This is a genomic window from Micromonospora rosaria (assembly GCF_001567585.1).
Lineage (GTDB): Bacteria > Actinomycetota > Actinomycetes > Mycobacteriales > Micromonosporaceae > Micromonospora > Micromonospora rosaria.
Map to the genome: position 1 here is coordinate 21361 of NZ_LRQV01000046.1, position 26097 is coordinate 47457.

Here is a 26097-nt window from a genome sequence, read left to right on the forward strand (position 1 = left end):
CTACGCCTCCCGGGTGTCGGCGACGGCCTGGGCGAAGACCTCGGAGCGGTGCTCGAAGTTGCGGAACCGGCCGTAGCTCGGGGCGGCCGGCGACAACAGCACCACCCCGTCGGCCGGGGTCACCCGCCGGGCCAGCCGGACCGCGTCCACCAGGTCGTCGACCACCTCGGTCCGCACCGTCGGCAGCCCGGCGAGCGCCTCGACGATCCGCCGGCCGCTGTCCGGCACCCCGATCACGGTGAGCTCCCGCTCGGCCAGGTGCTCGCGCAGCGGGGTGTAGTCCAACCCCCGGTCGGTCCCCCCGACGATCACCGTCAACGGCCGTCCCTCGTACGCGTCGATCGCGTGCATGGCCGCGTAGGGGCTGGTGGCGAGGGTGTCGTCGACGAAGGTGAGGCCGGCCGGGTCGACGATCTCGGTGAGCCGGTGGGCCAGCCCCTGGAACCCGGCGACCGCCACGGCCAGGGTGTCCCGCTCGGCGACCACGTCGACGCCGAGCGCGTCGAGCACCGCCAGGGCGACGCAGAGGTTGCCCTCGTTGTGCCGGCCGACCAGCGGCAGCACCGCCCGGGGGAAGAGCGGCCGGTCGCCGAGGTGGAACCAGGGCGTACCGTCGGCACCGGTCGCCACGGTGGCCGAGCCGGGCAGGCCGGCCCGGATCGCGGCCCGGTCGCCCAGTTCGACGGCGAGGCGCGGGTCGGTCCCGTTGACCACGACCGTCCGGGGGCCGTGCGCGATCAGGTTCAGCTTGTCGCGGTAGTACTCCCGCTCCCCACCGTGCGCGTCGAGGTGCTCGGGGAAGAGCGAGGTGACCACCGCGACCCGGGGCGAGTCGGTCAGGTCGCTGCACTGGTAGCTGGACAGCTCCAGCACGTACCGGTCGGCCTCGGGCAGGTCGAGCAGGGGCACCCCGATGTTGCCGCCGAAGACGTTCGGCCGGCCGGCGGCGGTGAGCAGGTGGCTGATCAGGCTGGCCGTGGTGCTCTTGCCCTTGCTGCCGGTCACCCCGATGGTCCGGTCGGCGTGGTCGGCCATCCAGAGCGCGGTGCCCTGGGTGACGGTGGCCCCCCGGGCGCGCAGCTCGACCAGCCACGGGTGGGTCTGCGGCACCCCCGGCGAGCGGACCACCACGTCGGCGGCGGCCAGCCGCTCGAAGCCCTCGGCCCCGGCGACCAGCGGCGCGGCGGCGGCCAGCGGACCCTCCCAGGGCAGGGAGAGGAAGTTGGCGCTGTCGTCGACGGCGACCAGGTCGGCCGGGGCGTGCGCGGCGATCGCGGTCACCGCCGCCCGGCCCTCCCGGCCGGCACCCCAGACGGCGACGGTACGTCCGCGCAGGTCAGACAGGCGCACAGGTAATCTCCTCCTCCGTGACGGGCGGTCCGGGCGTCGGGCGGGCGCACCGGGAGCGCCGGCCCGCGGGCCGGGTCCGGCGCACCGGGCACGGCCGGACGAACCAGGGCCTAGTATGGCGTGTGCCCAACGAGCAGCTCCGGCGGATGGACGCCTTCACCTTCCCGTCCTACTCGATCGATCTCGCCACCGGCGAGGCGTTGTTCGACTACGCGCTGACCGGCCCGGACGGGGAGCAGCGGTTCACCGAGGTGATCACGTTCCCGCTGCCGGACGCCCTGCCGTCGGACGCCACGGTGGCCACCCTCGACCGGGTCCTCGCCCTGCTGCACCTGGTGGCCGGGGTGAGCTACTACAAGACCGCCGCCCCGCCCCGGCTGGTGCTGCCGGCGCCGCTGGGCGCCGACGCCGTCGCGCTGGTCACCGCCGTCTACACCAAGGGCCTCGCCGAGTACGCCTACCGCAACCGGCTGCCGCACGTGCTGAAGCTGACCCCCGAGGTGCCCGCCGGTGACGTCCCGCCCGCCCGGGGGTACGACACCTCGGAGCTGCGCCCGCTCTCGGCGGTCGGCGGCGGGAAGGACTCGATCGTCAGCCTGGAGGCGCTGCGTCGGGCCGGGTTCGACCCGGTGCCCTTCTCGGTCAACCCGAACCACGTGATCGTCGCGGTGAACGAGGCGTCCGGGCTCACCCCGCTGGCCGCCCGGCGGCGGATCGACCCGGTGCTGTTCGACCTGAACGCGGCCGGCGCGCGCAACGGCCACATCCCGGTCACCGCGATCAACTCGCTGATCGCGGTCGCCACCGCCGTGCTGCACGGGCTCGGCCCGGTGGTGATGTCCAACGAGCGGTCCGCCTCGGACCCGAACCTGGTCTGGGACGGCCACGAGATCAACCACCAGTGGTCCAAGGGGGTCGAGGCGGAGGGGCTGCTGCGGGCGGCGCTGGCCGAACACGCCGGGCTGACCGAGCCGTACTTCTCGCTGCTGCGGTCGCTGTCGGAGCTGCACATCGCCCGGCTCTTCGCCGCCATCGACCGGTACGACGCGGTGGTGACCAGTTGCAACGCCGCGTTCAAGCTGCGCGACGCGAGCGAGCGGTGGTGCCGGGACTGCCCGAAGTGCCGGTTCGTCTTCCTCGCCATGGCGCCGTTCATGCCCCGCGAGCGGGTGGTCGGCATCTTCGGCGGGGACCTGCTGGCCGACGAGCGCCAGCTCCCCGGGTACCGGGAACTGCTCGGGGTGGACGGCCACAAGCCGTTCGAGTGCGTCGGCGAGGTGGAGGAGTCGGTGGTCGCCCTCGGCCTCCTCGCCGAGCAGGACCAGTGGCGCGACGCGCCGGTGGTCCGCGCCCTGGTCGACGCGGTCCCGGAGCCGGCCTGGGCGACGGCGGCCCGCTCCGACGTGTTCACCCCCGGTGGCCCGACCTTCGTCCCGGCCGCCTACGCGAAGGCCCTCGACGACCTGGCCCCCTGAGCGCCCGCCCCGGTCAGCCGACCCGGCTGATCTTCAGGGTGAGGATGTCGGTGCGGACGGTGAGGTGACCGTGGAAGAGGGCCACGTCACCGCTGCCGTACCCGATCTGGGTGCCGTTGACCAGGGGGTGCCCGGCGGGGACCTCCAGGCGGGCGGTCAGCTCCTCGTCGGCGAGGACGGCGGCGAACTCGATCTCGGCCCGCCGGACCGGCATCCCGGTCGCACCGGCCAGGAACTCGAACATGTCCAGGTCGATGCTGAGCAGGCCGGACGGGTCGAGGTCCCGGTCGGCCACCCGCAACGGCAGGTGGTCGCGGATGAACACGGCCGGGACCTCGTCGACGGCGAAGAGGCGGTCCACCCGCCAGCACGGGGCGCCGGGGGCCAGCCCGAGGACGTCGGCGCAGTCCCCGGGGCAGGCCACCCGGCTCACCGTGGCGTCGCGCAGGGCGGGGCGGTGCCCGGAGGCGGTGATCCGGTCGCGCAGCGCGGTGACGTCCCCGATCGCCACCGGCACCCGGCCGGCCGGCTCGTGCACGAAGGTGCCGATCCCCCAGGTGCGGCGGACCACGCCCTCGGCGGCGAGCTGGCCGAGGACCTCGCGGACGGTGGCCCGGCTGACCTCCAGCAGGTCGGCCAGCTCACGCTCGTTGGGCAGCTTGTCCCCGGGGTGGAACTCGCTGCCGATCAGATCCAACAGCCGTCCCTGTGCCGCCTGGAGCGCGGTCTCGCGCCGAGCCATCCACCCTCACCTCTCGCTCACCGCCGCCCACCGGCAGACGGAGTGTAGTAGTTAGCGGTGTACGCCCGGCACGGTCGTTCGGGTGGTCACCACACCTGCTCCAGGACCCGCAGGGTGTTGCCGCCGATGGCCTTGGCGATCTCGTCGTCGGAGTAGTCGTGCTTGACCAGCCAGCCGACGATGCTGGTGAACGCCTCGGCCGGGTTCTCCACGCCGGACACGTACTCCACCCGGGGGTGCTCCGGCCGGTTGCCGGCGTCGTGGCCGTAGTTGGCGGCGTAGGTGTTGTGCACCCCCACGTGGTCGCCGAACATGGTGTCCGGGCCGAACGTCACGTGGTCGATGCCGACCAGGTCGACGCAGTAGGTGAAGTGGTCCATCACCGACTCGATCGAGTGGTGCGGGTGCTTCTCGGACAGGGTGGTGTGCGGGGCCGCCTCGATGCCGATCACGCCGCCGCGCTCGGCGCAGGCCCGGATCACCTCGTCCGGCTTCATCCGGGAGGTGTCCCACACCGACCGGGCGCCGGCATGGGTGATGAACACCGGCACCCGGGACGCCTCGATGACGTCCAGCGAGGTCTGGTCCCCGGAGTGCGACACGTCGATGGCGATGCCCAGCTTGTTCATCCGGTCCACGGCCCGCCGCCCGAAGTGGGTCAGCCCCCCGTCGGACTTCTCGGACAGCCCGCCGCCGAGCATGTTCGCCTGGCTGTACGCGATGCCGAGCTGCCGGATGCCGAAGCCGTACAGGATGTCGATGCGGTCCAGCTCGTTCTCGATCGGGCTGCTGCACTCCAGGCCGGCGACCAGGGCGAGCCGGCCGTCCCGCTTGGCGGCGTGGATGTCGGCCACCGAGGTCGCCAGGGTGACGTAGTCCTGCTTGTACACGTCGGACAGCCGCATCCCGACCGCGTAGACCAGGTCGTTCCACTTCCAGCCGTTCTCGCTGGTGACGCAGGACGCCCCGGCCATGAAGTTGTCGAACACGGCGGTCAGCCCGGAGCGGGACAGCCCCTCGTACCCGGTGCGCTGCCGGGCGGTCCGGTTGTACGCGCGCAGCTCCCGCACGTCCTCGGGGAGGATCACCGGGTGTTCGTGCAGCGAGATCGCGATGTGCTCGGTCAGCAGCCGGGTGACCCGCTGCTGTTGCGCGTCGGTCAGGCCGAGGTCGTGTCCGGGCACCCGACCGAGCTCCGGCGCCAGCGCGAACACCCGGTAGTCCGAGTGCGGCTCCAGGTACTCGTAGGACTTGTGGCCCTGGTACCGCGGCGCGGGTTCTTGCAGCACAGTATCTCTCCTTCGTGGACGAAGCCGGCGCGTCAGGCGGCCAGCGGGTAGTGGCAGGCGACCGGGTGCTCCGGGCCGGCCAGCGGTGGCTCCTGGGTGGCGCAGGTGTCGGTGGCCTGCCAGCAGCGGGTCCGGAACCGGCAACCCGACGGCGGGTCGACCGGGCTGGGCGGGTCGCCGGCCAGCAGGATCCGCTGCCGGTTGGTCCGGCTGGCCGGCTCCGGCACCGGCACCGCCGACAGCAGCGCCTTCGTGTACGGGTGCCGGGGCGCGTCGTACAGCGGGGCCCCCGGGCCGCTCTCGACCAGCTTGCCGAGGTACATCACGGCGACCCGGTCGGAGATGTGCCGGACCACCGACAGGTCGTGGGCGATGAAGACGTACGCCACGCCCAGTTCCTTCTGCAACCGCTCCAGCAGGTTGACCACCTGGGCCTGGACGGAGACGTCCAGCGCGGAGACCGGCTCGTCGCAGACCACCACGTCGGGTTGCAGGGCCAGCGCGCGGGCGATGCCGATGCGCTGCCGCTGCCCGCCGGAGAACTGGTGCGGGTACCGGTCCAGGTGCAGGCTCGGGTCGAGGCCGACCAGGTCGAGCAGCTCGGAGATCCGCGCGGTCCGCCGGGCCTTCGGCAGCACGTCGGGGTGGATCTCGAACGGCTGGGTGAGGATCTCGCGGATGGTCCGGCGCGGGTTCAGCGAGGTGTACGGGTCCTGGAGCACGATCTGGATCCGCCGGCGCAGCGCCCGCAGTTCCCGGCCCCGGGCGGTGTGCACCACCGCGTCACCGAACCGGACGCTGCCCCCGGTCGGCTTCTCCAGCCCGACCAGGGTCCGGGCCAGGGTGCTCTTGCCGCAGCCGGACTCCCCGACCACGCCGAGGGTCTCCCCCCGGCGCAGCTCGAAGCTGACCCCGTCGACGGCCTTGACCACCCCGCCCGCGCGCAGCGACCCGCTGCGCTTGAGGGGGAAGTGCTTGACCAGGTTCTCGACCCGGAGCACGACGTCATCGCTGGGTGGCATGCAGCACCTCCGTGCGGTGGTGACAGGCGCTGGCCCGGTGGGCCGGCAGCGGCTCCAGGGCGGGCAGGTCGCTGCGGCACTCCGGGGTGACCCGGTGGCAGCGCAGGTGGAACGGGCAGCCGGTGGGCAGCCGGGCCGGGTTGGGCGGGGCGCCCGGGATGGCGTACAGCTCCTCGTCGGTGCGGTCCACCCGGGGCATCGAGGCGAGTAGCCCCTCGGTGTACGGGTGGGCCGGGCCGTCGAAGATCTGCTCGACGGTGCCCCGTTCGACGATCCGGCCGGCGTACATGACCGCGACGTCGTCGGCGACCTCGGCGACCACCCCCAGGTCGTGGGTGATCAGCAGCAGCCCCATGCCGCTGTCCCGCTGGATCTCCGCGATCAGCTCCATCACCTGCGCCTGCACCGTGACGTCCAGGGCGGTGGTGGGCTCGTCGGCGATCAGCACCGCCGGTTCCAGGGCGATGGCCAGGGCGATCATCACCCGCTGCCGCATGCCCCCGGAGAACTGGTGCGGGTAGTCCTTCACCCGGTTGGCGGGGGCCGGGATGCGGACCCGGTCGAGCAGTTCCACCGCGCGGCGGCGGGCGTCGGCGCGGGACATGCCCCGGCGCACCCGCAGCAGCTCGGTGATCTGGTCCCCGACGGAGAAGACCGGGTTCAGGGCGGCCATCGCGTCCTGGAAGACCATCCCGATCTCCTCGCCGCTGACCCGGTCCCGGTCCCGCGGGGACAGGGTCAGCAGCTCCCGCCCGCGCAGGGTGACCGAGCCGGCGACCCGGGCCGGCGGGACGTCGAGGATGCCCATCACCGCCTGGGCGGTGACGCTCTTGCCGGAGCCGGACTCCCCCAGCAGGGCGAGGGTCCGGCCGGCGGCCAGCTCCAGGCCGACCCCGTTGACGGCGTGCACCGGCCCGCTCGGCCCGGGAAAGGACACCCGCAGGTCGGTGACCTTCAGCAGGGGTTCCATCAGAGGATCCCGGCTTCGGCGAGGAACTCCCGGACCACCCGCTGGAACTTTTCCGGCTCCTCCAGCTGCGGGGAGTGCCCGGCGTGCTCGAAGACCACCAGCCGGGCGTCCGGGACCAGGTCGGCGATGACCTGGCTGGCCTCCACCGGGGTACGCCAGTCGTGCCGGCCGACGGTGACCAGGGTCGGGCAGGTGATCCCGGGCAGCTTCGGCTTCAGGTCGTAGGCCGGCATGTTCTGCCCGAAGGCCGCGTTGTGGGTGCGGTAGTGGAACCGGGTGGCGGCCAGCCGGGCGGCGTCCTTGGCCGGGTCGTGCTGGTGGTCGTAGAGGGGCAGGATCGCCCGCCAGTAGTCGCGCAGCTCGTCGTTGCTGGCGAACCGGCCGGTGCCGATCCGGTCGATGGCCCACTGCGGGATCACCGTCCGGTCGGTGCTGCGGGCCCGCTCCACGGCCAGGTGGTCGTGCGCGGTGTCGGCGGCGGTGTCCCGCAGGATCAGCGCGGAGACCCGGTCCGGGTGGGCGACGGCGTACTCCATGGCGATGAACCCGCCGTACGAGCCGCCGGCCATGACGATCTTCTCGTACCCGAAGTGCTCCCGGATCGCGTCGACGTCGGCGACCCACTGCTCGTGGGTGAACGGCTCGTCGTCGCTGGACTCCCCGGAACCCCGGGCGTCGAAGACGATGACCCGCATCCGGTCGGCGAACGGCCCGAAGGAGCGGGTGGGCTCGGAGCGGGACCCGAGGCCGGGGGCCCCGTGGTGGACGATCATGGCCGGAGCGTCCTCGGGGCCGAACGCCTCGACCACCAGCTCGGCACCGTTGATCTTCATCGGACTCCCTCGATGATGTTGGCTTCCAGGTCGCGGGGGTAGCTGGTCAGCCGGCGCGGGCCGGCGTCGGTGACCAGGACGGTGTCGGAGATCCGGTAGCCGGCGTGCCCCGGCACGTAGACGCCGGGCTCGCTGGAGAGCAGCATCCCGTCGGCCAGCACGGTGTCGTCACCGTCCTCGACCCAGGGCGGCTCGTGGTTCTGCAACCCGATGCCGTGGCCCTGCCGGTGCCGGATGTAGTCGCCCAGCCCGTGCCCACGCAGCACGTCCAGGCAGGTGCGGTTCACCTCGGCGCAGGTCCGCCCGACCCGCATCGCCTCGGTGCCGACCTGCTGTGCCTCCCGGTCGGCCTCGTAGTAGCGGCGCTGCTCGGCGGTGGGCTCACCGACCACGAAGGTCCGCTCGCTCTCCACGAACCGGCTGGCCACCGCCGCGCCGAGGGAGAGGATCAGGGTGTCCCCGGGCTGGATCCGGCGCCGGGTCGGCAGGCCGTGCGGCAGCGCCGAGTTGGGACCGGCGTAGACCAGTCCCCCGGCCAGCTTGGTGGTGTAGACCACCATGTCGTACTCGGCGTACATCCGGTCGGTGCCGTACCCGATGACGTGCCGGGCGATCTCGTCCTCGCGGGGCAGCTCCCGGCCGGCGCGCAGCGCCTCGGTGATCAGCTCCCGACCGGCGGCGAGCATGTCGTCGCAGATCCGGGCCGCCGCCTCGTGCAGCGGGATCTCCTCGGGGAACTTGCGCAGCCGCAGCCGCGCCACCGCGTCGGTGACCACCAGCTCGGCGGCGGGCAGGGCGGCGGTGAGCTTGCCCAGCGCCCCGACGGTGAGCCCGCCGCCGTACCCGATCCGCCGGCTGCGCCGGCCGCCCAGCGCGGCGGCGAGGGTCTGCTCGGGGGTGACCACCCCGGGGAACTCGGCGTAGCTGACCGTCTCCAGGGTGACCCCCTGCTGGGCCGCGTACTCCTCGTCGAGGCGCGGGATGACCAGCAGCGGGTCCCCCTCCCGGGGCATCCACAGGTAGACCGGCCGCTCGGTGGCGATGTAGAAGAACCCGCTGAGGAAGGCGACGTCCGCCGGGGAGCTGGCCAGGAAGCCGTCCAGGTCGCGCTCGTGCAGCGCCTCGGTCAGCCGGGCACGGACGGTCGAGTAGAAACTGTCGGGCAGCCGCACGGGTCAGCCTCCGTTGCGTCGGGGGTCACGGGAGTCGTTGAAGCGCATCCCGGCGACGGTCGCGGACAGCACCAGGAAGAGGATCGCCAGGGACGGGAAGAGCGTCTGCCACCAGGCGATCGCGACCACGCCGCTGCGCTGGGCGTTGAGCAGGATCCGTCCCCACGACCAGGAGTCGGGGTCGCCGAGGCCGAGGAAGCTCAGGCCGGCCTCGGAGATGACCGCCCGGGACGCGGTCAGCAGCACGCTCACCACCATCAGCGGGACCACCGCCGGCAGGATCTCCCGGCTGACGATCCGCCAGCCGCTGGCCCCGAGCACCCTCGCCCCGTCGATGTACGGCATGGCGGTCACCACCAGGCCCTGGGAGCGGATCAGCCGGGCCACCTCGGGCCAGGCGAAGACGCCGATGATCACGGTGAGGGTCACCACGCTGGGGCTCACCACCGCCGCCAGCATGATCATCAGGGGCAGGGTGGGCAGCGCCAGCATCACGTCGGTGATCACCGTGCCGACCGCGTCCACCCCGCGCACGTACGCCGAGACCAGCCCGATCGCGGTGCCGAGGACCAGGGCGATCAGCGAGGCGGCCACCCCGATCACCAGGCTGGTCCGGGTCCCCCAGACCACCTGGGCGAAGATGTCCTGCCCCAGGTCGTCGGTGCCGAACCAGTGCGCCCCGGACGGGGGTTGCAGCACGTCGGCGCTGGTACCGCCGGGCTCGTCGGCGATCAGCGGCGCGAAGAGCGCCAGCAGCACCATCACCGCCAGGACCGCCACCGACAACAGCGCCGACGGCTGGCGCAGCCAGTCCCGCCAGGCCGCCCGGGTGGCCCCCACCTGGGGCTCGGTGGGCGGCACCGTCTGCTCGGTCAGCACCGGAGCGCTCACCGGACTCTCCTCTCGTCGATGACGGCCGCCCCCGTCGGGGCCGGACGGCCGGGGCCCGGTGTGCCGCCCGGCCGGTGCCGGGCCGGGATCGGCCGGCGGGCCCCGGCCGGGTATCGGGGGATCACAGTCGGATCCGTGGGTTGAGGACGGCGTAGAGCAGGTCCGTCAGCGTGTTGGCGACCACCACCGTGACGGCGAGCATGATGAAGGCGCCCTGGAGCACCGGGTAGTCCCGCTGCCCGACCGCCTCGAAGATCAACCGGCCGACGCCGGGGTAGGCGAAGACGGTCTCGGTGAGCACCGCCCCGCCGACCAGGGTGCCCAGTTGCAGACCCATCAGGGTCAGCGCCGGCAGGATCGCGTTGCGCAGGCCGTGCTTCCAGACCCGCCGCCGGGTGGACAGGCCCCGGGCCCGCGCGGCCCGGATGTAGTCCTCGCCGAGCACCTCGATCATGTTGGTGCGCAGGGTCAGCGCGTACGGGCCGAGCTGCACCAGCACCAGGGACGCCACCGGCAGCACCAGGTGGTGGGCCAGGCTCGCGTACGCGGCCAGCCCCCGGGTGTCCGGGTCGATCGCCCCGCCGATGGGGAACCAGCCCAGCCGGGCCCCCAGGTACACCAGCAGCAGCATCGCCACGCTCGGCACGAACAGGGCGTGCCCGCCGATGCCGGCGGCCTGGAGGATCTTGTCCGGCCAGCGGCCCCGGTGCACCGCCGCGTACACCCCGATCGGGATGCCGATGGCGATGGTCACCAGGAACGCCGTACCGGCCAGCAGCAGCGTCCACGGCAACCGGTCGACCAGGATGTCGGTGACCGGCTGGATCTGCCGGAACGAGATGCCGAAGTTGCCCTGGGTCAGCTCCCGCAGGTACGACACGTACTGCTCCCAGAGCGGCCGGTCCAGGCCGTACGTCTTGAGCAGTGCCGCCTGCATCTCCGGGGTCATGTCCCCCTCGACCATCAGGGTCGTGGGGTCCCCGGGCAGCAGCCGGAGCAGGAAGAACGTCGCGGTGATCGCGATCCACACGGTCAGGACGGCCTTGACCGCCCGGCTGAGCACGAACCGTGCCACGGGGACCCCCTTTCCCTTCTCGGGTGTGCGTGCCGGCTCAGCCGACCGGCTTGACCTGGGCCAGCGAGTACGCGGTGACCATGCCGAGCAGGTCCGACGGCGACGCGACGAAGCCGGTGAACTTGCTGGCGTTGTGGGCGAACTGGAAGTTCTCCACGTACAGCGGGGTCAGGTACGCCTGCTCGTGCACGACCTTGTCGATGTTCTTGATCTTCTCGACGAAGGCGGCCTGGTCGGTGGTACCGGCGGCGTCGTTGATCAGCCGGTCCATCTCGTCGGACTTGAGCAGGTTGTAGTTGATGCCACCCGGGTTGCTCGACAGGTAGGTGCTGCGGAGCTGGTCCATCGGGTTGTCGAAGACACCCCACTGCGAGGCGTCGATGTCGTACTCACCGCTCTTGGTGCGGGCCAGGAAGGTGTTCCGCTCCACGCACTCGTTCTCCAGCTTGATGCCGGCCTTGGCGGCGCTCTCCCGGAACAGCTGCACCACCCGCGTGATGTTGGCGTTGGACTGGTCGCAGGCGACGCCGAAGCTGAGCCCGTCGAAGAACCCGTCGCCGTTGCCGTCGGTGTAGCCGGCCGCGCTCAGCTTGGCCTTCGCACCCTCCGGGTCGAACGGGTACGGCTGGATCTCGGTGTTGTCGTACTCGGAGAAGATCGGCGAGATCGGGCCGGCCATCTGCTGGGCGTCGCCCTGCAGCACGGAGGCGATGATGGCCTTGGTGTCCACGGACATGGACAGCGCCTGCCGGACCTCCTGCTTGGCCAACTCCTTGTTGTTCATGTTGTAGGTCAGGTGGGCGAAGCCCAGCGCCCCGACCTTGGTCATCTCGATCTTGTCGTCGTTGTCGAACGACTTCGCCGCCGACGCCGGCACCGGGTTGCCCATCAGGTCGATGTCACCGTTGCGCAGGGCCAGCATCATCGTGTTGACGTCCGGGTAGACCCGGTACTCGACCTGGGTGAGGGCCGCCTTGCCCTCGGGGGCCAGCGGGTAGTGCTCGTTGCGCTTCATCACGTAGCGCTGGCCCTTGGTGGCGCTGTCCAGGACGAACGGCCCGGCGCCGACCCAGTCCGAGTCGTTGGCGAACTTCGACAGGTCGCCGGCCTTCTCGAAGACGTGCTTCGGGACGATCGACATCCAGAAGCCGACGCCCTCGGCGAACGGCGCGTACGGCTGGGACAGCTTGAACTTGACCGTGGTGGCGTCGGTGGCCTCGATCGACTCGACCCAGGTCAGCTTGGCCGCGACGTTGCCGAGCTTGTACTCCATGATCTTCTCGGCGCTGAACTTGACGTCCTCGGCCGTCACCGGCTGGCCGTCGGTCCACTTGAAGTCGTCGCGCAGGTTGAACACGGCGGTCTTGCCGTCGTCCTCGTACCCGTAGTCCTTGGCCAGCTCCGGGGCCTTCTTCGCGTTCTCGTCGATCCGCAGCAGGTGCGGGTACATCGCGTTGAGGATCCAGGAGTCGGTCTTGGACAGCGACTGCAGCGGGTTGAAGTTGGAGACGTCGGTGGTGGTCCCGATGCGCAGCACGGTGCTGCCGTCACCGGAGGTGCTCTCACCGGAGTCGTTGCCCTCGTTGAGTCCGCAGCCGGACAGGGCCAGCGCGGCGACGGCGCCGACCGCGACGGCGACCCGCCACCGGCCGAGCCGGCGGATGTTGGACGTGCTCACCAGACCTCCCGAAGAACGCGAATGATGTTGCCCCCGATGACCTTGGCGATCTCGTCATCGGAGTAGTCGTGCTTGACCAGCCAGCCGACGATGTTGCTGAAGCACTCGGCCGGGTTCTCCATGCCGGAGACGTACGGCACCCGGGGGTGCTCCACCGCGCCGTGCGCGTTGCTGATCGCCAGGTGCTGGGTGAAGCTGTCGTGCAGGCCGACGTGGTCACCGAAGTTGGTGTCCGGGCCGAACGCCACGTGGTCGATGCCGACCAGGTCGACGCAGTAGGTGAAGTGGTCCATCACCGACTCGATGGAGTGGTGGGGGTGCTCGGCGGAGAGGGTGGTGTGCGGGGCGGCCTCGATGCCGATCACCCCGCCCCGCTCGGCGCAGGCCCGGATCGTCTCGTCGGACTTCATCCGGGGGGTGTTCCAGACGCTGCGGGCCCCGGCGTGGGTGATGAAGACCGGCACCCGGCTCGCCTCGATGACCTCCAGCGAGGTCCGGTCGCCGGAGTGCGACACGTCGATGGCGATGCCGAGCTTGTTCATCCGGGTCACGGCCCGCCGCCCGAAGTGGGTCAGCCCGCCGTCGGTGACCTCGGACAGGCCGGAGCCGAGCATGTTGGCCTGGCTGTAGGCAATGCCCATCTGCCGGACCCCGAAGCCGTACAGGATGTCGATCCGGTCCAGCTCGTTCTCGATCATCGTGGCCGCCTCCAGCCCCGCCACCAGGGCGAGCTGGCCGTTGCGCTTGGCCGCGAAGATCTCCTCCAGGGTGGTGGCCACCACCACGTAGTCCTGCTTGGCCACGTCGGCGAAGCGCAGGCCGATGTCGTAGATGACGTCGTCCCACTTCCAGGCGTGCTCGCTGGTGACGCAGCCGGTGCCGTTCATGAAGTTGTCGAAGACGGCGGTCATGCCGGAGCGGGCCAGGCCCTCGAAGCCGAACGAGTTGCGCCCGGTGCGGTTGTAGTCCCGCAGCTGGCTGACGTCGGCCGGCAGGATCTTCGGGTGCTCGTGCAGGGAGATCGCCATCTGCTCGGTCAGCAGCCGGCTCACCCGCTGCCGCTGCGTGTCGCTGAGGCCGAGGTCGTGCTCGGGCACCCGGCCGAGCTGCGGAGCGAGCTCGAAGACCTTGTAGTCGACCCGGGGCTCCAGGTAGTCGAACGACCGGTATCCGTCGTATCGGGGGGCTACGTCCTGCACCAACCAGCTCACCTCGGTCCACTCGGGCCCCGCCGTGACACACCGACGAGGCATGAGGATGGAGGTCTGACCTCCTGCCTTCGAGCACGCTATGTGACGAGTAAACGGGTTGGGAAGATTCCGTGACCTGACCGTTATCCAGCCGGGCGAAATTAACCCGCCAGCAACAAACACCCTGCTCAGGAGGCTGATCACCGGATCAGCGGAACGGTCAGCCCACCCCGTGCGTCCGGCCGGGCCGCGCCCTCGAAGGAATCAGGGGTGACGCACCGCGTCGAGCGCGAGCAGGGCCACGTGCAGGGACAGGCACGCCTCGACCGAGTCGAGGTCGACGTCGAGGATCCGCCCGATCCGGGCCAGCCGCTCGTAGAAGGCCGGCCGGGACAGGTGCGCCACGGCCGCCGCCGCCGACTTGTTCCGCCCCTGGTCGAGGTACGCCCGCAGAGTGCCGACCAACTGCTCGCGCGGATGCCGGGCGTCGTGGGCCAGCAGCGCCCCGAGCTCCCGCTCCACGAACGTCTGCACCCGGGGCTCGTCGCGCAGCAGGTGCAGCAGCCCGGCGAGCCCGATGTGCGGCAACCGGAAGACCGGCAGGTCCCGCCGGTCCCGCCGGGCCGCGTCGGCGATCTGCCGGGCCTCCAGCAACGACCGCCGGGCCTCCCGCAGGCTCCCCACCCCGGACCCGGCGGCCACGATCAGGCCCGCCGCCCCCTCGACCGGCCCGGCGTCCGGCACACCCACCCCGCCCGCCGACCCGGCCTGCTCCGCGCCGGGCGCACCCGCCGCCCCGTCGGCCTCGCCGCCGGCCGGACCGGCCGACCGGAGGTGGTCACGGCCTACCGGAGCCGCCACCCGCGGCGGGTCCGGGTCGCCGACCGGGGTACGCGGCACCGCCGCGCCGACGGCGGCCACCGGGCGGGCGCCGGGGTTCGCCCGGAGCCGGCGCAACGCGGCGGCGAACGCGGTGAGCGACCGCCCCTCGGCCGCCGGATCCGGCAGCGCGAGCAACGCCCCCACGGCGGTGTCGTCGATCGCGCTAAACAGCCCGGTCAACCGGGCCTCCCGCAGCGCCTGCCCCACCGCCTCGGCGAGGTCCCGCAGCCGGGCCGGCGCCGCGTCCGGGCCGGCGTCGGGCGGCCCGTGCTCCCCCACCGGGTCGTCACCGCGCTGCCGGACCACCACCCCCACCAGGTGCCGCCGCTCCAGCACCACGCCGAGCGCCCGCGCCCGCAGCGCCACCTCGTCCACCGGCCGGGAGTGGTCCAGCAGCGCGGTGAGCAGGGTGCGGTGGATCTGCCGCTCCAGACCCTCGGCGTCGCGCTGGATCAGCCGGCCCAGCGCCAGCGTCGAGGCGGCCCGCTCGACCAGGATCGTCAACCGGGTCGGCGGCCCCCCGGGCACCGAACGACCCGCCGGACCGGCGACCACCGGCAGGTCGGCGCCACCCCCACCGGGCCAGCGCAGCAGCAGCCGCCCCCAGTCCTGCCCCCGCGCGCCCACCGTGGTCACCAGCCACCCGCTGTCCGGGTCGTACGCGGTCCGCCCGACCGGCCGGATCCGGCGGGAATGCCGTTCCCAGCCGTCGAGCAGCAGTTGCGCGTCCTCCCCCGCCGCGTCGTAGCCGAGCACCTGCCGGGACAGGTTCTCCAGCACCACCGGGCAGCCGGACAACTCGGCCGCCTGCCGCAGCACCTCCCCCGGCCCGGCCCCCTCGACGGAGAGGTCGGTGAACCGCTGGTGGATCTCCTCGGTGGACCGCAACTCGGTGAGCTGCGCGTTCACGATCAGCGCGTGCACCGCCTCGGTGATCCGCACGAACGGGGTGGGCCGTCGCAGCTCGACCAAAGGCAGTCCACGCCGTTCGGCCGCCGCCACCATCGCGCGCGGCACCCCACCGACGTACCGCCGGCCCAACTCGACCACCAGCCCGGAGACCCCCACCTCGGCCAGCGCGGCGACGAACGCGCGCAGCCCCGCGTCGTCGGCGGGCAGCCCGATGCCGGTGGTCAACACCAGCTCACCGCCGCCCAGCTCCGGGGCGATGTCGGGCACCTCGGTCACGTGCACCCACCGGACCGGCCGGTCCAGGCCGGCCTCACCGGCCACCAGCCGGGGTGCGCCGTGCCGGACCGGGTCGAGGACCAGCACCTCGTACACGGTAGGGAACACGGCCGCCACGCTACCGGCCGTGACCTGCGCCGGACAGCCGGCCGGGCGTACGGTCCGGCGACGACCTCCACCATGCCGACCCGGCCGCTGCGGCGGCACCGCGGGTCGGCACCGGAGGATGCTAGGACGTGGGTCGCCCGGATCCGGGGCACGTGCCCCGGCTACCCATGGCCTGGTGCGACGGGCAGGGGCGACCCGGGGAGACGCCCTACCCGGGCACCGCAGACGGCGCAGGAACTCTGGGGGGCCATTCACGGGCTCCTTCGGGGATCCGATAATCACGGTGGGAGTCTTTGTCCGGTTCTCGGCTGGGGCCCGACGCGACGGTGACCCGCAGGTACGTCGTGGCGCCGTCGGCAGCGACGATCCGCAGGGCACACGGCGATAGATGGACACCGGGATAGCCGCACGCCTCCCAGCTTCGCAGGGACGGCGGACGCGCGGTGTCGAGCAGCTCGCTGGTGAACATGAGCATCCGCGTCGCCCGCTCGATGGGCGGTGGCATCTCGGCCGGCAGCGGCACTGCCGCTGGTGCGGACTTGGGCGCTTCAGCCGCCCAGAGCAACGCCGACGAGCCGGACCGGTAGGTCACCTTCACGCCACACGGGGACTGTCCGCCGGGACGGGTGTCCGTCCCGTAGCGCGTGATGGCCGTGACGTCGGGGTGCTCGGCCGCGACGTGTAGTGCGGTCACGACATCGAGGACTTCGGTCACCTGCATCAGGCTCTCCGCTCTCGGGTACGCAGCTCATGGGCGGGCCCAGTCTAGGGGCGGTACCGGGAAACCCCGTGCACGACCGGGCCGCTTGTCCGCCACCCGGCGCAGGTCGGCGGCTTGTCTCATCCACTGGACCGGCCGACCCAGCGCCAGCATCGGAGCGGCCCGCGCGAAGCCGGGCAACCGGCCGGGGTCGCTACAGTGGGTCGTCGCGGCCCAGCTCCCAACAGGCCACGGCGGTCGCGGCGGCCACGTTGAGCGAGTCGACCCCCCGCCGCATCGGGATCACCACCCGCACGTCACTGGCCGTCATCGCCGCCCGGCTCAACCCGGGCCCCTCCGCCCCGAGCAGCAACGCCGACCGGGCCCGCTGCCCGGCGGTCAGCCGCTGGACGGGTACCGCGTCCGGCGCGGGGGTCATCGCCAGCACCGTGAAGCCCGCCGCGCGGACCTCGGCCAGCGCGTCCGGCCAGGGCGTCAACCGGGCGTACGGCACGGCGAAGACCTCCCCCATGCTGACCCGGACACTGCGCCGGTACAGCGGGTCGGCGCAGGACGGGGAGAGCAGCACCGCGTCCACCCCGAGCGCCGCCACCGCCCGGAAGATGGCGCCCAGGTTGGTGTGGTTGTTCACGTCCTCGAGGATCACCACCCGGCGGGCGTCGGCGAGCACCCGCGCCACCTCGGGCAGCGGCCGGCGGTGGAACGAGGCCAGCACCCCCCGGTGCACGTGGAAGCCGGTCGCCTTCTCCAGCACGTCCGGGGTGGCCGCGTACACCGGCGCGTCACCGGTGTCGAGGTCGGCGAGCTGGTCCACCCGCTTGGCGTCGACCAGGAACGACCGGGGCGGGTAACCGGCGCGCAGCGCCCGCCGCAGCACCAGCTCCCCCTCGGCGATGAACAGCCCGTGCGGCGGCTCCCACCGGGTCCGCAGCTCGACGTCGGTCAGGGCGCGGTAGTCGGCGATCCGGTCGTCGTCCGGGTCGGTGATCTCGTGGACGGGCACCCGCCGATTCTGCCCGACCCGGACCGTGCCCCTGCCACGTGGCGGGTACCACGGGTTCGGCCCCTTTCGAGCTGCCCACACAGACGGGGCAGGTCCGCCGCACCACTGTCGCTGTCCGGCCGCCTCCCGGCCCGAAAGGCGGCCCGGCAGCGGCCCGCACGGTGGTCCCATGAACGGGGCAGCTCGAAAGCCTCTCGTACCCCACCTCAGTCCCAGACCCGCCCGGCACCCGACGTGCCCGGCGGCTGAGCTCCCGCGTCACCCGCGGCGGCCCTGGAGCCAGCGCATGACGTCGTTGGGGAGGGAGTTCTGCCGGTCCTCGGTCGTCGGGGTGGGGCGGGGGGTCGGGCGGCGGGGTTCGCCGGCCAGCTCCCGGCTGGGCGGGGTGAACCGGCGGACCTCCTGGCCCTCGACGGCGGTCGAGATGACCTCGGCGACCCCGGTGATCACCCGGGCCTGCACGGCGGCGCCGACGGAGTCGCTCGGGTCGTCCGGGTTGGCGGCGATACCGGCCACCGCGACCTGCGGGGTGAAGCCGACGAAGCTCTCCGTGGCGGCCCGCTCCGAGCTGCCGGTCTTGCCGGCGACCGGCCGGCCGTCGAGGATCCGGTTCACGGCGGTGGCCGTACCGCCGTTGCACTGCCCGTACGAGGACTGCTGGCCGACCGGGCAGCGGGCCGCGTCGGTGGCGGCGCGGGCCACGTCGGCGTCGAGCACCCGCCGGCAGGACGGGTCGCCGACCGGCACCCGGTCACCGTTCGGGGCGGTCACCGACAGCACCGGGGTCGGGGCGCAGTACAGGCCCTCGGCGGCCACGGTGGCGTACGCGTTGGCCAGGTCCAACGGGGTGGTGGCGGCCACGCCGAGGGTGAACGAGCCCCAGTCCGCGGCGTTGTTCTCGGCGAAGGTGGCGTCGGCCTCGGCGCGGAAGGTGATGCCGAGACGCTGGGCCATCTCCACCACCTTGTCCTGGCCGACCTGTTCGGCGAGCCAGACGAAGTACGTGTTCACCGACCGGCCGAAGCCGTCCCACATCATCCGGTACCCGTCCATCCACGCCGGGTTGGCGTTGGCCGGGCACCAGCGGCCGTCGCAGGTCGCGTCGCCGGGGTCGGCCGGGTAGCGGGTGGGCAGCCGGCTGGGCGCGTCGAAGCCGGTGGCGAGGGTACGCCCGTTCTCCAGCGCGGCAAGCATGGTGAACAGCTTGAAGGTCGACCCGGCCTGGTACCCCTCGACGCTGCCGCCACCGGCGACCAACTGGTTGACCGTGTGGGGGTGGTTGTCCTGCCCGTCCGGGTTGGCCGCCAGGCTGTAGTGCCGGTTCACGGCCAGGGCGAGGACCTTCCCGGTGCCCGGCTCGACCGCCGCGATCGGCAGCGCCCGCTTGTTGTCGTAGTCGTAGACGGCGGTGGCCTGGCGCTGGGCGGTGGCCTGCACGTCCGGGTCGAGGGTGGTGACGACGGTGTACCCGCCCCGGCGCAGCGCCTGCTCGCGCTCCTCGGCGGTGGCGCCGAAGGCCGGCTGCTCCAGCCACCAGCGGCGCAGGTAGTCGCAGAAGAAGCCCCAGCCGGTGTCGTCGCCGTTCGGGGCGGCGGTGCAGCCGTTGGGCTGCCCGGTCGGGTTCAGAATCAGCTCCTCGGCCTTGGCCCGGTCGGCCTGCTCGACGGTGATCGCCCCGGTGGTGACCATCGAGTCGAGCACGTACGACCGCCGGTTCAGGGCCGCGTCGGCGTCACCGTCGATCGGGCTGTACTGGTCCGGCGACTGCACCAGCCCGGCCAGCAGGGCCGCCTCGGCCAGGGTCAGCTCCGCCGGGGGCTTGGCGAAGTAGCGCTGGCTGGCGGCGGCGACCCCGTACGCGCCGGAGCCGAAGTAGGCGATGTTGAGGTACCCGTTGAGGATCTCGTCCTTGCTGAGCCGGTCCTCCAGCGCGGCGGCGTACCGGATCTCCTGGAGCTTGCGCCCGACGGTCTGCTCGGTGGCCGCGGCCCGCTCCTCGGCGCTCAGGCTCGGGTCGTTCTTGAGCACGTTGCGGACGTACTGCATGGTCAGCGTGGAGCCGCCCTGGGTGCTGCCGTCGGCGGTGGCGACCAGGGCCCGGAGCATGCCGCGCAGGTCCACGCCGCCGTGCTCGTAGAAGCGGCGGTCCTCGGCGGCCACGATCGCCTGCCGCATCACCGGCGCGATCTCCGTCAGCGGCACGTCGGTACGGTTGACGTCGTAGAACGTGGTGATCAGCGTGGTGCCGTCGTTGGCGTAGAGGTAGGACCGCTGCGGGGTGGCCGGGGTGCGCAGCGCCGCCGGCAGGTCCGCGTACGCCTCGAGCGCCGAACGCGCGGTGAGACCGAGCAGGAGGTTGCCCGGCAGCGCGGCGACCGCGACGGCCAGACCGACGAGCACGCCGGCGAGCAGCACGGTGAACAGCCTCGACAGCGGGGTCCGGGATGACGGCATGGTTCCCAGCATTGCCACGTTCCTCCGTGTCCGACCACCGTCGGCCGCTCCGTGTCGTCCATCTCACCTGCGAAAACGGTCACGGTGCGGGTGGTGTGGTGGAGAGGCTGGCGCTGGCGGCGTCGCGGGCGATGGCGGCCGGGACGAGCCGGCCGGAGCGGTAGCCGATGCCGATTCCGGCGATCAGCACGGCGATCGCCCCGAAGGTCTGCAACGAGCCGATCAGGGCCCCGCCGAGACCGAGCAGCGGGGCGGCGACCATCAGCAGGGTGCCGTCGCCGATGCTGAACATCCCCGAGCGGGCCACCGCCCAGCCGGTCAGGAACCAGCCCACGCTGTAGCAGCAGGCGCCGACCAGGACCAGGGAGCGGGCCGTGGTGCCGAAGACCGGGGTCTGCTCGGCGAAGCCGGCGAACGGGAGCATCAGCACCGTGCCGGCGATGCTGACCAGCAGCCCGGCGGTGGCCGTCCGGCGGCTGCGGGTGGCCGCCAGCAGTCCGGTCAGCGCCAGCAGGGCGAGCAGGCCGAGCCAGACCGCGGCGACCCAGCCGATCAGGTACACCGGGCGGCCGTCGGCGGGGTACGGGTCGTTGCCCACCCCGCCGTCGCTGGCCATGGCGACGACGCCGTAGAGGATCGCGTACGCCGGCAGCAGCCAGACCGCCGCGCGGGCCAGCCGGCGCACCGACCAGGCCCAGGTGGCGTTGGTCGCCGGGCCGGCCGGGGTCGGGTCGACGACGAACGGCAGCACCCCGAACCCGCCCCCGGTACGCCGGGTGCCCAGCGGACCGGCGGGGTCGTGCGCGCCGGGTACCGGGGCCGAGGACCACACCCTGTTCACCGGATCCTTCATGCGTCACCTCGCTTCCTGCGGGGCGGTACGCCGACGCACCGGCGCCCCGGCGCCCGCTCACCAACCCGTCCTGGGACCGATCGTGGCAGGCGCCGGGGCGCCGCATGAGGATTATTCACATGTGTCGACCGGGCCGGCGGCGACCCGCCGGGCGACCCGGTCAGCCGCGCCGGGGGACGGTCCGCAGCCCGTCCCCCGGCCCGGTCAGCCGCGTTCCCGCTGCTCGGCGGGGTCGGCCACCAGGCTGGCCGGCGAGACCGGCTCCGGTGCTGGCAGCCCCGGCGCCGGCTTGCTCCCGGCCGCCTGCGCCTCGGCGACCCGTACCTCGTCGTGGATCTCCTGGGCCGCCGCGGCGGCGGCCTGGGCGGCCTCGGCGGCCTCCCGCTCCACCTCGCTGGCCCCGTCGGAGGCCTCCTTCGAGGGCACGTCGCCGACCATCTGGCTCAACCCGCCGAGCGCGCCACCCATGCCCTCCAGGGCCCGGGTCAGCTCGGTCGGCACGATCCAGACCTTGTTGGCGGTGCCGTTGGCGATCTGCGGGAGCGCCTGGAGGTACTGGTAGGCCAGCACCTTTTGGCTCGGGTTGGCCTGGTGGATGGCGTCGAAGACGGTCCGGATCGCCTTGGCCTGACCCTCGGCCTGCAGGATCCGGGCCTGCCGGTCACCGTCGGCGCGCAGCACCGCGGCCTGCTTCTCACCCTCGGCGGAGAGGATCTGCGACTGCTTGTGTCCCTCGGCGTTGAGGATCGCCGCCCGGCGGTCCCGCTCGGCGCGCATCTGCTTCTCCATCGAGTCACGGATGCTCGGCGGCGGCTCGATCGCCTTGATCTCGACCCGGGTCACCTTGATGCCCCAGCGTCCGGTGGTCTCGTCGAGCACGCCGGACAGGTGCCGGTTGATCTCCTCCCGGCTGGTCAGCGCCCGCTCCAGGTCCAGCGAGCCGATCACGTTCCGCAGCGTGGTCACGGTCAACTGCTCGATCGCCTGGAGGAAGTTCGAGATCTCGTAGGTGGCCCGGACCGAGTCGACGACCTTGAAGTAGAGCACCGTGTCGATCGACACGACCAGGTTGTCGGAGGTGATCACCGGCTGCGGCGGGAAGCTGACCACCTGCTCGCGCATGTCGACCTTGGTCCGGACCGCGTCGATGAACGGGACCAGCACGTTGAGCCCCGGGTTCAGGGTGCGCTTGTACCGCCCCAGCCGCTCCACCACGTCCTGCCGCTGCTGCGGCACGATCCGGATGGACTTGGCCAGCGTGATCACGCCGATCAGCGCGACGGCGATCAGCATGACCGGGATTATGAACTCCATTCACTCACCTTTCCGCTCGGGGCGGCTCATGACAGCGGGGACCTCGTCCCCGCCGGACCGGGCGGCGTGCCCTGGTCCATCACATTCGGGGGCGGCTCGATGCTGCGAACCTCGACGCGGGTCACCGTGATGCCCCACCGTCCGGTGGTCTCGGCGAGCGCGCCGGACAACTGCCGGGCGATCTCCTCCCGGCCGGTCACCGTCCGCTCCAGGTCGAGCGCGCCGACCACGGTGCGCAGCGTGGTCACCGCGAGCAGGTCGAGGGCCCGGCCGACGTCCGCGACCTCGTACGTGGCGCGGACCGGGTCGGCCACCGTGTACCGCAGGCCGACGCCGACCGACACCACCACGTCGTCCGCGGTGACCACCGGCTGCGGCGGCAGGTCACGCACCTGCTCGCCCAGGTCGACCTCGGCTCGGACGGCGTCCACGAACGGCACCAGCACGGCCCGTCCCGGCGCCAGGGTTCGATGGTACTTCCCCAGCCGCTCCACCAGGTCCCGGCGGTGCGCCGGCACGGTCCGCACCGACCTGGTCAGGACGGCGGCCACCCCGACCACCACTCCGGCGGTCAGCAGCCCCGCGGCGACGGGCTCCATCGGCTCACCTCTCCACCCCGGGCAGCTCACCGCTGGGCGTGATCTCGTCCCGCCAGACCAGGGCGGTGGCGCCCTGGACCTTGATCACCTGCACCCGTTCGCCGGGCGCGAAGACCTGGGTGGCGTCGTACGACCGGGCGCTCCACAACTCGCCGTCGATCTTGATCATGCCATGGTCGACGTCGACCTGCTCCAGGACCAGCGCGGTCGAGCCCTCGATCGCCTCGACGCCGAAGGGCTGCTCGCCGCTCTCCAGAGCGGTCCGCCGGTGCCGGCGGATGGTCGGCCGGGCCGCGAGGGTGGTCAGCGCGGAGACCACCGCGAAGACGACCGCCTGCACCGCCACCGGCGCACCCAGCGCCGCCGCGCCCGCCGCCGCGAACGCGCCGACCGCGAACATGATCAGAAACAGCGTCGCCGTGAAGATCTCGGCGACCGCCAGCACCACTCCCAGCACGATCCACAGCACGGCGTCCACCCTTCGATCGTGACACGTCCACGCACGTCCCGCCGAATGCCATGATCAGTAGGCTCAATCTCCGAACCGCGAGTCGAGGAGGACCGCCGTGTCGCTGGCGCCCGACACCGCCCGCCGGGTGGACGCGCTCGTCACCGGGGCCCAGGCCAGCGGCCGGGCCCCCTCGCTGCTGGTCGGCGTCGTCCGGGACGGCGCCCTCACCCACCTCGCGGGCGCCGGCGAGCACCCCCGACCGGACGCCGACCGGCAGTACCGGCTCGGCTCGATCACCAAGACCATGACCGCCGTCCTGGTGCTGGCCCACCGCGACGCCGGCCGGCTGGCCCTCGACGACCCGCTGGACCGGTACCTGCCGGGCACCCCGCTCGCCCCGCGCACCCTGCGCCAACTCCTCGGCCACGCCAGCGGCCTGCAACGGGAGCCCGACGGCCCCTGGTGGGAACGCTCCGCCGGTGGCGACCTGGCCAGCCTGCTCGCCGGGCTCACCCCGGGCAAGGTCGCCCTGGCCCCGCACGCCGCCTACCACTACTCGAACCTGGCGTACGGGCTGCTCGGCGGGGTGCTCGAACGGGTCACCGGCACGCCCTGGTGGACGCTGCTGACCCGGCACGTCCTCGACCCGCTCGGCCTGACCCGCACCACGTACCAGGCCAGCGAGCCGTACGCCCGGGGGTACGTGGTGCACCCCTGGCACGACACGCTGCGCGAGGAGCCGCGTACCGACACCGGGGCGATGGCCCCCGCCGGGCAGCTCTGGTCCACCGCCACCGACCTGGCCCGCTGGGCGGCCTTCCTGGCCGACCCCGATCCGGGGGTGCTCGCGCCGGAGACGCTCACCGAGATGTGCACCCCGGTGGCGATCAACGACCTCGACTCGTGGACCGGCGGCCACGGGCTCGGCCTGGAGCTGTACCGCGACGGCGACCGGGTGTACGTCGGGCACGGCGGGTCGATGCCCGGGTACGTGGCCGCCCTGGCGGTGCACCGGCCCACCCGTACCGGCGTGATCGGTTTCGCCAACTCGTACGGCCTGCGCGGCGGGCACATCGGCGCGCTCGCCCGGCAGGTGCTGACCCTGGTGCTGGACGCCGAACCGACGCCGGTGGCCCCGTGGCGCCCGGCCACCGCCCCACCCCCGGCCGCCCTGGCCGACCTCACCGGCCGCTGGTGGTGGATGGGGTACGAGTACGAACTGCGCGCCGAGGCCGACGGCACCCTGCTCGCCGGCCCGGTGGGCAGCCCCACCCTGCGGTTCACCCCGGAGGGGCCGGACCGGTGGCGGGGCCGCTCCGGCGCGCAGCACGGGGAGATCCTGTCGGTGCTGCGCGACGAGGCCGGCCACCCGGTGGCCCTGGACATCGCCACCTTCGTCTTCACCCGCTCCCCCGACCAGGAACCCTGACCCACCCGGCCCGGCCGCCCCCGCCCCGCGTCAGGCCAGGGCGTCGGGCGGCTCGGTGACGAAGTCGATCAGACGCTCCATCGCGGTGATCAGCGGAGTCTCCACGTCGGCGAAACTGTCCACCCGGGACAGGACGTGCCGCCACATGTCGGCGGGGTCGGCGACGCCCAGCGCCGCGCAGACCCCCTCCTTCCACGGCCGCCCCGGCGGCACCACCGGCCACGCCGCGATGCCCAGCGCCGCCGGCTTCACCGCCTGCCACACGTCGACGTACGGATGCCCGGTCACCAGCACGTACGGGGAGTCGACCCGGGCCACCAGCCGGCTCTCCTTGCTGCCCGGCACCAGGTGGTCGACGAGCACACCGAGACGCCGGGTCGGGCCCGGGGCGAAGTCACGCACCTGCGCGTCGAGCGCGTCGATGCCGTCCAGCGGCTCCACCACGACCCCCTCGATCCGCAGGTCGTCGCCCCAGATCCGCTCCACCAGCGCGGCGTCGTGGACACCCTCCACCCAGATCCGGCTGGCCCGCGCCACCCGCGCCCGTACCCCGTCGACCGCGACCGACCCGGAGGCGGTCCGGCGGCGGGCGGCGGGCACCGGCGTGCGGGCCGGCCGGCGCAGGGTCACCGGCGCCCCGTCGAGCAGGAACGCCGCCGGCAGCAGCGGGAAGTTGCGCCGCCGGCCGTGCCGGTCCTCCAGCACCACCGCGCCGGAGTCGAACCCGACCACCGCGCCGCAGAACCCGGAGTCGGCGTCCTCGACCACGAGGTCGACCTCGGCGTCCACCTCGGGAATCGTCCGGCGCCGCCGCCAGTTTCCGGCCAGTACGTCCTCGCCGTATCGCCCTGCCATGCCGAGCACGGTAACCCGCGAGCGGCCCCGGCCCACCCCCGGCGCGCCGCCCGGCCAGGCCTGCGAACAGGGCGAAAACGGTGCGGCACAGGGCATTCCACGCATGGTCGGCGAGGCGGGCCGGGGCCGCCGGACGGGTGCCCCGGCAGTCGAGACAGAGGCGCCGCTCACCACGTACTCTTCTCTGCATGTCCTCCCCAGCAACGGGCGCAGACACCCTTGCTCCGCGCCGGTCCAGCCGGTTCGTGGCCTGGGTCCGCGCGTGGCGGGCCGGTCTGGTGCCCTTCGACGACGTCGCCGAGGAGATCGCCGGTGACGAGGAGCACCTGGTCGCGGACGCCCCCGGCACGTGGACCGACGTCCCGCTCTCCACCGCGCTGCCCACCCTGGCGAAGCTCTCCCCGGACGAGATCCGGCTGGTGCTGCCGGCCCCCGGCGACCCGCGCGGGCTGCCCGGGCCGGGCGACTTCACCGGCGCCGCGCTGCTCGCCGGCGAGGCCGTCGTCGCCGGGAGCCTGGGGCTGATCCCGCAGGTACGCACGCACACCTCCGG

22 protein-coding genes and 1 pseudogene are annotated in these 26097 nt (G+C 72.9%); 3 read left to right on the forward strand and 20 right to left on the reverse strand.

Translation table 11 applies throughout. The features are described 5' to 3' along the window. Window positions 1-1350: a UDP-N-acetylmuramoyl-L-alanine--D-glutamate ligase gene (gene murD, locus AWW66_RS14685; RefSeq protein WP_067365761.1), complete on the reverse strand. Its 1350-nt coding sequence runs from the start codon at window positions 1348-1350 to the stop codon at window positions 1-3. 122 nt (window positions 1351-1472) lie between these two features. Here murD and AWW66_RS14690 point away from each other — a divergent pair, with 122 nt between their 5' ends. Next, window positions 1473-2825, forward strand: a complete 1353-nt coding sequence (locus AWW66_RS14690) for a MurL-like N-terminal domain-containing (protein WP_067365764.1) — start codon at window positions 1473-1475, stop codon at window positions 2823-2825. A 13-nt stretch (window positions 2826-2838) separates the two neighbouring features. On the opposite strand, the gene AWW66_RS14695 is transcribed toward AWW66_RS14690, so the two are convergent. From AWW66_RS14695 to AWW66_RS14775, 18 genes are all read right to left on the reverse strand, one after another. Beyond that, window positions 2839-3567, reverse strand: coding sequence for a GntR family transcriptional regulator (locus AWW66_RS14695; protein ID WP_067365770.1), 729 nt, complete (start codon window positions 3565-3567; stop codon window positions 2839-2841). An 86-nt stretch (window positions 3568-3653) separates the two neighbouring features. Further along, the gene (locus tag AWW66_RS14700; RefSeq protein ID WP_211271948.1) at window positions 3654-4856 is read right to left on the reverse strand and encodes a dipeptidase; all 1203 of its coding nucleotides are present in this window, start codon (window positions 4854-4856) and stop codon (window positions 3654-3656) included. A gap of 32 nt (window positions 4857-4888) precedes the next feature. Then, on the reverse strand, window positions 4889-5878 hold the full coding sequence (locus tag AWW66_RS14705) for an ABC transporter ATP-binding protein (protein WP_067365772.1): 990 nt from the start codon (window positions 5876-5878) through the stop codon (window positions 4889-4891). Next, window positions 5862-6848 (reverse strand): ABC transporter ATP-binding protein, encoded by a 987-nt coding sequence (locus AWW66_RS14710; protein WP_067365774.1) that lies wholly within the window; start codon window positions 6846-6848, stop codon window positions 5862-5864. The genes AWW66_RS14705 and AWW66_RS14710 overlap by 17 nt, the downstream gene beginning before the upstream one ends. Then, complete coding sequence (locus AWW66_RS14715; protein ID WP_067365777.1) at window positions 6848-7681, reverse strand: alpha/beta fold hydrolase; 834 nt, start codon at window positions 7679-7681, stop codon at window positions 6848-6850. The genes AWW66_RS14710 and AWW66_RS14715 overlap by 1 nt, the downstream gene beginning before the upstream one ends. Then, window positions 7678-8853, reverse strand: coding sequence for a M24 family metallopeptidase (locus AWW66_RS14720; RefSeq protein ID WP_067365779.1), 1176 nt, complete (start codon window positions 8851-8853; stop codon window positions 7678-7680). Before AWW66_RS14720 ends, AWW66_RS14715 begins: the two co-directional genes overlap by 4 nt. A 3-nt stretch (window positions 8854-8856) precedes the next feature. Beyond that, complete coding sequence (locus AWW66_RS14725; protein WP_245648307.1) at window positions 8857-9744, reverse strand: ABC transporter permease; 888 nt, start codon at window positions 9742-9744, stop codon at window positions 8857-8859. Between the two features lie 121 nt (window positions 9745-9865). Beyond that, complete coding sequence (locus AWW66_RS14730; protein WP_067365782.1) at window positions 9866-10819, reverse strand: ABC transporter permease; 954 nt, start codon at window positions 10817-10819, stop codon at window positions 9866-9868. Between the two features lie 37 nt (window positions 10820-10856). Then, the gene (locus AWW66_RS14735) at window positions 10857-12497 is read right to left on the reverse strand and encodes an ABC transporter substrate-binding protein (RefSeq protein WP_169807111.1); all 1641 of its coding nucleotides are present in this window, start codon (window positions 12495-12497) and stop codon (window positions 10857-10859) included. Further along, entirely contained in the window at window positions 12494-13696 is a 1203-nt protein-coding gene (locus tag AWW66_RS14740; RefSeq protein WP_067365826.1) for a dipeptidase, read from the reverse strand. Before AWW66_RS14740 ends, AWW66_RS14735 begins: the two co-directional genes overlap by 4 nt. 255 nt (window positions 13697-13951) lie before the next feature. Next, window positions 13952-15865 (reverse strand): PucR family transcriptional regulator, encoded by a 1914-nt coding sequence (locus tag AWW66_RS14745; protein WP_067365828.1) that lies wholly within the window; start codon window positions 15863-15865, stop codon window positions 13952-13954. A gap of 208 nt (window positions 15866-16073) precedes the next feature. After that, on the reverse strand, window positions 16074-16586 hold the full coding sequence (locus AWW66_RS32720) for a hypothetical protein (RefSeq protein ID WP_083978496.1): 513 nt from the start codon (window positions 16584-16586) through the stop codon (window positions 16074-16076). A 193-nt stretch (window positions 16587-16779) separates the two neighbouring features. Then, window positions 16780-17670, reverse strand: a complete 891-nt coding sequence (locus AWW66_RS14750) for a TrmH family RNA methyltransferase (protein ID WP_083978497.1) — start codon at window positions 17668-17670, stop codon at window positions 16780-16782. 177 nt (window positions 17671-17847) lie between these two features. Next, on the reverse strand, window positions 17848-20043 hold the full coding sequence (locus tag AWW66_RS14755; protein WP_067365830.1) for a transglycosylase domain-containing protein: 2196 nt from the start codon (window positions 20041-20043) through the stop codon (window positions 17848-17850). 79 nt (window positions 20044-20122) lie between these two features. Further along, complete coding sequence (locus tag AWW66_RS14760) at window positions 20123-20896, reverse strand: hypothetical protein (RefSeq protein WP_067365788.1); 774 nt, start codon at window positions 20894-20896, stop codon at window positions 20123-20125. 204 nt (window positions 20897-21100) lie between these two features. Continuing rightward, window positions 21101-22210, reverse strand: coding sequence for an SPFH domain-containing protein (locus AWW66_RS14765; protein ID WP_067365791.1), 1110 nt, complete (start codon window positions 22208-22210; stop codon window positions 21101-21103). Between the two features lie 26 nt (window positions 22211-22236). Further along, the gene (locus AWW66_RS14770; protein ID WP_067365794.1) at window positions 22237-22809 is read right to left on the reverse strand and encodes an SPFH domain-containing protein; all 573 of its coding nucleotides are present in this window, start codon (window positions 22807-22809) and stop codon (window positions 22237-22239) included. A gap of 4 nt (window positions 22810-22813) precedes the next feature. Continuing rightward, window positions 22814-23287 (reverse strand): NfeD family protein, encoded by a 474-nt coding sequence (locus tag AWW66_RS14775; RefSeq protein ID WP_067365796.1) that lies wholly within the window; start codon window positions 23285-23287, stop codon window positions 22814-22816. 88 nt (window positions 23288-23375) lie between these two features. On the opposite strand from AWW66_RS14775, the gene AWW66_RS14780 reads away from it, so the two are divergent. Beyond that, entirely contained in the window at window positions 23376-24689 is a 1314-nt protein-coding gene (locus AWW66_RS14780) for a serine hydrolase domain-containing protein (RefSeq protein WP_067365798.1), read from the forward strand. Window positions 24690-24719: 30 nt separating this feature from the next. Here AWW66_RS14780 and AWW66_RS14785 read toward each other — a convergent pair whose 3' ends face one another. Further along, the gene (locus tag AWW66_RS14785) at window positions 24720-25544 is read right to left on the reverse strand and encodes a DUF3097 domain-containing protein (protein ID WP_067365801.1); all 825 of its coding nucleotides are present in this window, start codon (window positions 25542-25544) and stop codon (window positions 24720-24722) included. A gap of 188 nt (window positions 25545-25732) precedes the next feature. On the opposite strand from AWW66_RS14785, the pseudogene AWW66_RS14790 reads away from it, so the two are divergent. Beyond that, window positions 25733-26097 (forward strand): annotated as a pseudogene (locus AWW66_RS14790) (hypothetical protein); the annotation flags it as partial.